General features: G+C 60.2%; 5 protein-coding genes and 3 pseudogenes. 1 reads left to right on the top strand and 7 read right to left on the bottom strand.

What is annotated here, in order from left to right; all coding sequences use genetic code 11:
- Nucleotides 1–335 (bottom strand): annotated as a pseudogene (locus GSQ95_RS15270) (DNA topoisomerase); the annotation flags it as partial.
- Nucleotides 326–454: pseudogene (locus GSQ95_RS15265) on the bottom strand (DEAD/DEAH box helicase); the annotation flags it as partial. The pseudogenes GSQ95_RS15270 and GSQ95_RS15265, both read right to left, overlap by 10 nt.
- Before the next feature lie 1,302 nt (nucleotides 455–1,756).
- Here GSQ95_RS15265 and GSQ95_RS15260 point away from each other — a divergent pair.
- Nucleotides 1,757–3,064: a DUF4214 domain-containing protein gene (locus GSQ95_RS15260; protein ID WP_256664597.1), complete on the top strand. Its 1,308-nt coding sequence runs from the start codon at nucleotides 1,757–1,759 to the stop codon at nucleotides 3,062–3,064.
- 156 nt (nucleotides 3,065–3,220) lie between these two features.
- Here GSQ95_RS15260 and GSQ95_RS15255 read toward each other — a convergent pair whose 3' ends face one another.
- From GSQ95_RS15255 to leuC, 5 genes and pseudogenes are all read right to left on the bottom strand, one after another.
- Complete coding sequence (locus tag GSQ95_RS15255) at nucleotides 3,221–3,499, bottom strand: hypothetical protein (protein WP_158896546.1); 279 nt, start codon at nucleotides 3,497–3,499, stop codon at nucleotides 3,221–3,223.
- A gap of 196 nt (nucleotides 3,500–3,695) precedes the next feature.
- The gene (locus GSQ95_RS15250; protein ID WP_158896547.1) at nucleotides 3,696–5,309 is read right to left on the bottom strand and encodes a methyl-accepting chemotaxis protein; all 1,614 of its coding nucleotides are present in this window, start codon (nucleotides 5,307–5,309) and stop codon (nucleotides 3,696–3,698) included.
- A 73-nt stretch (nucleotides 5,310–5,382) separates the two neighbouring features.
- Nucleotides 5,383–5,766 (bottom strand): hypothetical protein, encoded by a 384-nt coding sequence (locus GSQ95_RS15245; RefSeq protein ID WP_158896548.1) that lies wholly within the window; start codon nucleotides 5,764–5,766, stop codon nucleotides 5,383–5,385.
- Between the two features lie 821 nt (nucleotides 5,767–6,587).
- Entirely contained in the window at nucleotides 6,588–7,256 is a 669-nt protein-coding gene (gene leuD, locus GSQ95_RS15240; RefSeq protein ID WP_158896549.1) for a 3-isopropylmalate dehydratase small subunit, read from the bottom strand.
- 16 nt (nucleotides 7,257–7,272) lie between these two features.
- Nucleotides 7,273–8,679, bottom strand: a pseudogene (gene leuC / locus GSQ95_RS15235) (3-isopropylmalate dehydratase large subunit); the annotation flags it as partial.
- Nucleotides 8,680–8,765 lie beyond the last annotated feature (86 nt).

The following is an 8,765-nucleotide window of genomic DNA, read 5'->3' as shown; positions in this document are numbered from 1 at the left end:
AAGTGGGCGATCTCCCGATCGCGATCGACCACCAGGCGCAGCGTAGGCGTCTGCACCCGTCCTACTGACAGCACTCCGCTGTAGCCGGCCTGGCGTCCGAGGAGGGTGAACAGCCGGGTGAAGTTCATGCCAATCAGCCAGTCTGCCCGAGAGCGAGCCAGCGCCGAGTGGTACATGGAAAAGGTTTCGGCCCCGGGCTTGAGGCTCGCCAGGGCCTGGCGGATGGAAGCGTCGTTGAGTGCGGACAGCCATAGCCGCTGGATGGGCCCACGATAGCCGCAGTGCTCCAGCAACTCGCGGGCGATCATCTCGCCCTCGCGATCGGCGCTGCCTGCTGAAGGGGGTAGATATAGCCCGTCTGCAGCAAGACGATGGTCGGGAAGTCCGACAGGTCCAACCCGCTCTTCATCAACTCCGGGTTGGTGATCAGCACGCCGCCGTCGCGGTCGACCTGGCTAGTCGCTGAACTCGACGGTCTCACGCTTGGGCTGTGTTGCTGGTTGCGCAGCAGGGCAGCGTATTGGCTGGCCATGGCGGCATCGTCCTCGGCGCGCTGGGCCGATTCCTCTACCCGTTGCACCGAGCAGCTGGCAAGCAGGAGTGCCGCAGCGACGGCGCCCAGGCGAAGGGGGGCATGACTTCTTGCTCGCAGAAGCATGAGCGATGCGCTGACTGGAGTGGCCATTGACAATGAATGGGCGGCGAGCGCCCTTTTAGAGGGGGAAGACCTGTGCGACGGCTTCGGCAAAGGTGCTGCGGGAGAAGTGGGCTTGGCAGCAGCCTAAGTCATTACAGCGGCGGGTGAAGTAGAGGTGCCCTTCGCCAGGGAGGCGTTTGGAGATTGCCGGACATGCAAGACCTCCCCAGGCGCATTGACCGGCGCGGATGTCAGCGCCGCGCTGGCGGGCGTAGGTTTGACTGCCTGACCGGAAGCGACGTTCGGTATCGGCTTAGCGGATACGGGGTGTCTTTCCAAGGGCTTGGCGGCGGGCACTGTGGCAATAGTCATCCCTGTGCTGGAGACCGGTGCAGGTATATTGGTTGCCGTGGTCGGGGTAGCCGCCGGCGCCGCAGCGTAGCGCTGCCCTTCCGGCAGCTGGTAGCCCGGGCGCAGTTCGAAGCACACCGACCGCATGATCTCATCGACCTTCACCTGGCAGGCGGGGCCGGCCAGCACCTGCAGCGTGTTACGCAGGCTCGTCGGGCCGAGCTTGTAGTGGGCCGCCGGCTGTGGCCGGAGCGGTTGACCTCGTACTGCATGGCGTCGCGAACGGTCGGCTTCATGTTGGCCGGGATGTTCACGTCGATGATCGGTGCCATCAGCTCCCGTTGCTCCGCCTAAGTCGCTGTGTTCACCAGCGTGCAGCGGCCGTAACGCACCGGCAGCGCCTTTCGAATAACGATCAGGCTGTGGTAGCTGGGCATTTCGCGAGCTGTCCGCACCGGTAGCCTGCAGGGCGAATTCGTGCGCAACGCAGCCAGCCGGAGCGGCGGCGAGTGCCACCGGAATGAGGGTGGAGAGCTTCCGGGTCATGTGCGGCGCGGCCCTAATTCGTGATGGGGCTTGCGGTGCCAGCACAGCCAGCGAGAAGCAGGGGGTAATCGTAGCTAGAGCGAAAGAGGCCGGTCCGATCAGGCACTTATTGCGGTATGTGAAAGAATGTCGATTGCTGCACGTCGCTCTTGATACATCTTCTCAACGTTGAATAGCCTCATAAACTCTTTCTGAGCTGCATAAGGCGGCTTCAAAAGGAGAATGGACATGGCTGTGAGCAGGGAAACATATGTCAGTGCCTATTATTGGGCGGTCTTGGGTCGTGCGCCAGACGCAGAAGGCTTTCAGTTCTGGACCGACAAGATGTCTGAGGGGCTCTCAGGGGAGTCAGTTGTCAGTCTGTTCCTAAAGAGCGCTGAAAGACAGCAATCCCATCCCGGAGTGGATGGTGCAGGTGACTTCATTGACGGCTGCTATGTAGATTTGCTGGGACGTCCAGCAGATGAAGGAGGAAAAGAGTATTGGCTGGGGCGCTTGGAGCAGTTGTCCCTGTCCAACAATAATGCCAGAGCTGCTGTAATTACCGAGATGGTCGACTATCTTGTGCAGCCGCAAGGGCAAAGTACGGATCAACAGTTTTTCCAGTCTCGGATCGATCAGTCGGCACCCATCATTCCAAGTTTGACCCTGCACCACGATACCGGCGTCTCTGTCAGCGATGGCATAACGAACGACAATCAGATCGATGTGAGCCTGCCGAAGGACGTTTCTGGTTGGGATTACAGCCTCGACGGCGGGCGTTCGTGGGCGCAATCCAGCGGCAGCACTCTCGCGTTGGCTGATGGCCGATATGAGTCAGGATCGGTCTTGGTGCGATTCGAAACGGCAGGTGTCCAGCAGACGCTTGAAAACCAATCTCCTTGGGTAATGGATACGCAGGCGCCCGACCGGCTCGATCTCCAGTTCAGGGATACCGGTGATGTCGATAACGATTACCTTACGAACGACGGCTACGTGAGCTCACCGTCTTTAGTTGGCAATGACTTATGGTCCTACTCCATTGATGGAGGCCTAAATTGGCAAGCTGGCGACAAGTCAGGTGGGTTTGCGGTGGACTACGGCAACTATTACGAGGGGACTTTGCAAGTCGAGCAGCGAGACGAGGCGGGTAACTCAACTGTGAGTGAAAATTATCGGATTTACAACGTCGAAGCTCCTCCTTTATTGCAGTCTGTAGGTCAGGCCAGCTTCGGCAAGCCAATTGCCGCTGATCAGGTCAATATCAGCTATGGTGGTGTTCGTGGTAATAATTTCTTCTGGAATAGAAGTGCTGACAGCTTCGATGCGGCTTTCCTGCGCGACGTCACTTCAGGGGAAGATCTGCAGGTGCTGACTATGAATACCGTAGGCCGCTACCAAAATGTCTTCAACCTGACTGTCGAAAAAGACCTAGTGGCAGGGCATCAGTACAGCCTCTATCTGCCTGAGAATTTTCTCTCAGACCGGGCGGGTAATGACAGTCCGGAAATTGTTTTGCTGGGCGCAGTGAACACCTTCGTAGCAGCCTAGCGTTTAGGACGTGGGGACTTCTGCTGCGTCCCCATCAAGTGCTGCTAGCCCTTGCAGTCCGCGTGCGTAGCACAGCTTCCGGCTCGATGATGTACTGAGCGATTCGCCGCTTGTCCTGATTCATCTGGCACAGCTGCAGATCGATGCTGTTCTACACTAGCGGGATGCCTTCTGCCGCTTCGTCAGGCTGCCTGTCCCCGCCAGGGTGATGCATCCCAGGCCGGCGGTCTCGCACGGCTGCAGCAGCGCGGATACTGTCTTCCTGTACCCGCGGAAGTTGATCACCTTGTCCTCGGGGTCCAACTCGCCCAGCAGCTCCATCACCATTGGCACCTTCACGCGCTCCAGGAGCTGGCGAAGCCGACCCAGCCGCGCGAACACGGATTGATCGACATTTGGGGGTTGGCCCCAACTTAAAGCCTTGATGCTAGGCATGAGCATACCCAGGCGCCCGGGAAGCGTGGAGGATAGGAACCCAGTAGGACCGCGTGCGCAACGAGTCTGGCTCGGGCATCTTCGGCGGCCTTGCGAATTGCGCGGCGCGCCGGGCGCTCTACGCTGAACGGCTTGAGAGCGGATTGAGGCGTCACGTTGCGGCGTGACGCCGGAGACCAGCGTCGGAGGCGCCAAACTAGAGGCTGAAGCGGGCGACCTGGCGTTCCAGCTGGGTGGCCAGAGTAGCGAGGCTCTCGTTGGCCAGCAGGATGTCCTGGATGTCGGTGCGGTTGCGCGCAGCCATCTGTGCGGTGGTTTCTACACTGCGTGCCACGTCGTGGCTAGCAGCGTTCTGCTCGCGCAGGGCGAAGGATATCTGGTCGACCACCTGCACCACCTGAGTTGAGCCCAGGCGGATGGCGACGATAGCCTGCCCGGCTTGGTCCGCCTGGCCAACGCCATGGTTGACCCGCTCCACTCCAATCTTCATGTTGCCCACCGTATCGCGGATCCCGGCTTGGATCTTGTCGATCATAGAGGCGATTTCCTGAGTCGACTTGCCAGTACGCTGGGCCAGGCCGCGTACCTCGTCTGCGACCACGGCGAAGCCGCGGCCTTGCTCGCCGGCTCGGGCTGCCTCGATGGCTGCATTGAGAGCCAGCAGGTTGGTCTGGTCGGCGATATCCTGGATCACCTTTACGATCGAGGTGATTTGCTCGGAATGCTGGCCCAGCTCGCCGATCTGGTCGGACGACTTCTGCACCGTCTCGGCGATACCGTTCATGGCAGTGAGGGTTGCCTGGATGACGTCGCCGCCATCGGCAGACTGCTGGCCTGATTGGCTTGCCAGACGATGGGCTTCCTGAGCACTTTCGGATACATGGCTGATGCTCACCGATAGCTCTTCAATGGTCGCGGCCATTGAGGAGGCCGCATTGGATTGCTCAGTGACGGCGCCAGAAAGCTGCTGCGAAGAGCCGGTGATCAATGCCACCGACTGCACCAGCTGGCGGGCGGCGCCCGCGATCTCCTGGACCATCTCCCGCAGCCCACTCTGCATACGATCGAAGGCACGGGGTAATTCGTCGTTGCTACTGGTGTCGATCGGGTTGTCCAGGCGCCCGGCGGCAATGGCGTTGGCGGCATCGATGGCCAGTTGCAAGCGGCTGCGGGTGCCACGTGCCAAGCCCGTGGCGATGACCAGAGCCAGTATGGAGGCCACCAGGCCACCACCGAGCAGGGTCAGCATCAGGTTGCGGTTGCTTTCGGCCATAGTCTGGTTGCGCTGCTCAAGTAGGCGGCTTTCCTCTTCCCGCATGCTAGCCAGCAGCGCACGCATGTCGTCCATCTTGGCCTTGTCCCGACCTGCGCCGACGCGTACGGCCAAAGCCTCGTCCGGCAAGACGGCTTCGTTCAGAGCACGGCGTTGGGCCAACAGCGGCTGGATGTCTTCCTGCAGCCAAGTGCCTTCGAGCCGACGCAGATCGGCGATGCGCCCTTGCTGGCGGGGATTGTCGGCGGTCATTTCCGCCAGGGTCTGGGTGCGCTTGGCCAGCGTCTCCTGGCCACTTTCAAGGGGAGCAAGAAAGGTAGCCTTACCGGTGATGACGAAACCGCGCATGCCAGTCTCGATATTGATGAGGCTGCTGAGGATGTCATCGATCTGATTCAGCACCTCGTAGGTGTGGACGTTCCAGTTCGAAGCCTCGCGCATGGCGCAGAAGCCGCGATAGCTGACGCCAATGATGATCGCGACCATGAGCGCGAAACCAGAATAAATCTTCTGGAATATGCTGAGCTTTGCGAACATGAAGACATCCTGCGGTAGTGGAGAGGTGACACGTACATGAGCGTGGGTCACGGCACGGTAGTACTACGTCTGACTATTCGCTACAGCTGACTGCCTTAGCGCTGAGCTTTCGGGTAAAGGGTCGGCAAAGGAGGATGGGTGGTAACAACGTGTTTCTGCTTGGCGTTCGTAGAGAGGTCTCTTTAGTCACAGCCAAGCGCGAGGTGTTGCTGCGGCTCGTTACGGTGCAGTCGGTCCTGTAGATCTGGAGCTGTAGCGCTGCTGGGTATTGTCGGCGAAGACGCGTTCTGCTCAGGGTGGTGTAGTCCGCGGCCGTTTCGCCAGAGCGTCCGGACTTGCGCGCTGGTGCCGCAATGCTTGGCAGCATCAGCATCAGCATCAGCATCAGCATCAGCATCAGCATCAGCATCAGCACCAGCAGGGCATCGCCCAAGGCTTTTGCAAACAGCAGGTGCACCGGGTGCCGCGGCTTCCGACGACCCTGAGGTTGAGCGGGTGGAAGAGAATCTCGTCGTCGAAGTCGTCACTGGTTGGGGACGGAGCGCCAGCAGGTGCCGAACCATTCGTGACCGGTCGCACCTGACTCTGCCCCGTACCCTGGCCCATAGTGATGGACTCAATGCCTTGAGGCAGGAACGCCTATCCGGTTGGCCTGAACCTTGACCGCAGCTTGTTCGTCGCCGTTGCCATCCTTCCAGGACCACCCCGCCGTCGCTCATCACGCGCATTCCTTTCCGGTACAGCCGGCTGAGGCTGTCCAGTCTGGGTCCGATTAGCCGTTGGATCTTCCTGTCCAGCGACCCCGGTCTGACGGCCGTTGTGAGCGGTCGAGCCCTCTTGCCGATCCTTCCGAGTGCTGAGCAGGATTTCTGGAGGGTGAGACTTGCCGGTTGCCGTGAGGGCAGGGCGGTGCTCGAGTGAGGGTCTTGACGATATTCTGGTCTGCCGCGGCCTTCGGGTTTTGTGGCCTTCGGGATTCCCGATTTCCGGAATTCGTTGCACGCAAAGCCAAAGACTCGGGATTCTTTCAATACACGAGCAAGCGAAATCGGTACTTTCAAGAAAGATACAGGTGGGATCGCGCGCCAGGTGATATCCACTTTCGCGCTGGAATATCGGGTAGATGATGGGTCCCTCTCTCTCTGCAAGCCAACCTGGACGGAGCGATGAGTGGTCGTCTGCCAGATTGTCTTTACCACCAGAGCGAGAGGGGATATCGGCTTATCTCAAGGGACAGCTGATGTCACTGAAACAAGGGTGATCGTGGGTTCATAGCCGTTATCCAAGCGCTCGCGTCACTTCTTCAGGGTTTCTGAACAGCCAGGGCTGACGTGCACGGTGCTTGACTTCGAACGCCTTGATCGCATCGCCTTCCAACAAGGTCAGGCCGATATCGTCCAGGCCCTGGAGCAGGCAGTGCTTGCGGAAGGCGTCGATCTCGAAGTTCAGGATTTTGCCATCCGGACGGGTCACGGTCTGGGCCTCCAGGTCGATGTGCAGCTGGTAGCCTGGCTCGGCTTCAACCTGGCTGAACAGCTCGTCCACCTCGCTATCGCTCAAGACGACCGGCAGCAGGCCGTTCTTGAAACTGTTGTTGAAGAAGATATCGGCGAAGCTCGGCGCGATGATGCTGCGGAAACCGTATTCCTCCAACGCCCAGGGCGCATGCTCGCGACTGGAGCCGCAACCGAAGTTCTCCCGGGCCAGCAAGACGCTGCTGCCCTGATAACGCGCGGCGTTGAGGACGAAATCCTGGTTCAGCGGCCGCCTGGAATTGTCCTGGTACGGCTGTCCCTCATCCAGATAGCGCCATTCATCAAACAGATTGGGGCCGAAACCCGTCCGGTAGATCGACTTCAGGAATTGCTTGGGAATGATCTGGTCGGTGTCGACGTTGGCGCGATCCAGAGGGGCGACAAGGCCTGTGTGCTGGGTAAAGGCTTTCATGCCTGGCTCCTTCAGGTCAGATCAGATCACGGACGTCGACGAAACGACCGTTCACCGCCGCGGCAGCGGCCATGGCTGGGCTGACCAGGTGGGTACGACCGCCGGCGCCCTGGCGCCCGGCGAAATTGCGGTTGGACGTAGAGGCGCAGTGCTCGCCGGACTCCAGGCGGTCCGGATTCATTGCCAGGCACATCGAGCAGCCTGGCTCGCGCCATTCGAAACCGGCGTCGAGGAAAATCTTGTCCAGGCCTTCCGCTTCGGCCTGGGCCTTCACCAGACCCGATCCCGGCACGACGAGGGCCTGCTTGATGGTCGAAGCCACTTTGCGGCCCTTGGTGATCACGGCCGCAGCCCGCAGGTCTTCGATCCGCGAATTGGTGCATGAGCCGATGAACACGCGGTCGAGCGGGATGTTGGTGATCGCCTGATTGGCGGTCAGACCCATGTACTTCAGGGCGCGGACGATGGAGTCGCGCTTGATCGGGTCCGTCTCCTGGGCCGGATCGGGAACGTTCTGGTCAACGGCCAGGACCATTTCCGGCGAAGTGCCCCAGCTGACTTGCGGCTTGATCTGCGCGGCGTCGAGTTCGACCACCTTGTCGAAGCGAGCGCCGGCATCAGAGACCAGATCTTTCCAGGCTTCGACGGCTATATCCCACTCCGCGCCTTTCGGGGCGAACGGGCGGCCCTTGATATAGGCGATGGTTATTTCGTCCGTCGCTACCAGACCTACGCGGGCACCGGCCTCGATCGCCATGTTGCAGATGGTCATGCGGCCTTCGATGGACAAGGCCCGAATGGCGCTGCCCGCGAACTCGATGGCGTGGCCATTACCCCCGGCGGTACCGATCTTGCCGATTATTGCGAGGATGATGTCCTTGGCGGTCACCCCGAACGGCAGTTGGCCATCGACGGAAACCAGCATGTTTTTCATCTTCTTCGCGATCAGGCACTGGGTCGCCAGCACATGCTCGACTTCGGAGGTGCCGATACCGTGGGCCAGCGCCCCGAAGGCGCCGTGGGTGGCGGTGTAGGAATCGCCGCAGATCACGGTCATGCCCGGCAGGGTGGCGCCCTGTTCCGGAGCGATGACATGGACGATCCCGTGGCGAACGTTGTTCATCTTGAATTCGGTGATGCCGTACTGGTCGCAGTTGTTGTCGAGGGTCTGGACTTGCAGACGCGAAACCGGATCGGCAATGGCGGCGATGCCATCCTTGCGCTCAGCGGTCGTCGGCACGTTGTGATCCGGGGTCGCGATGTTGGCATCGACACGCCAGGGCTCGCGGCCGCTCAGTCGCAGGCCTTCGAAGGCCTGGGGCGAGGTCACTTCGTGAATGATGTGACGGTCGATGTAGAGCAGCGCCGAGCCGTCGTCGCGCTGTTTCACCAGATGCGAATCCCAGAGTTTGTCGTAAAGCGTCGGCTAACCATCGCATTATCCTGCTTTGAGTTTTTTTGTATGCCAGAAAACTGGCTCTTAGATCGAATCGAACAACAAGAACGTGT

Source organism: Pseudomonas sp. BAV 4579, from assembly GCF_009765395.1.
Lineage (GTDB): Bacteria > Pseudomonadota > Gammaproteobacteria > Pseudomonadales > Pseudomonadaceae > Chryseomonas > Chryseomonas aestiva.
This window is presented reverse-complemented; position numbering and strand designations above follow the sequence as displayed.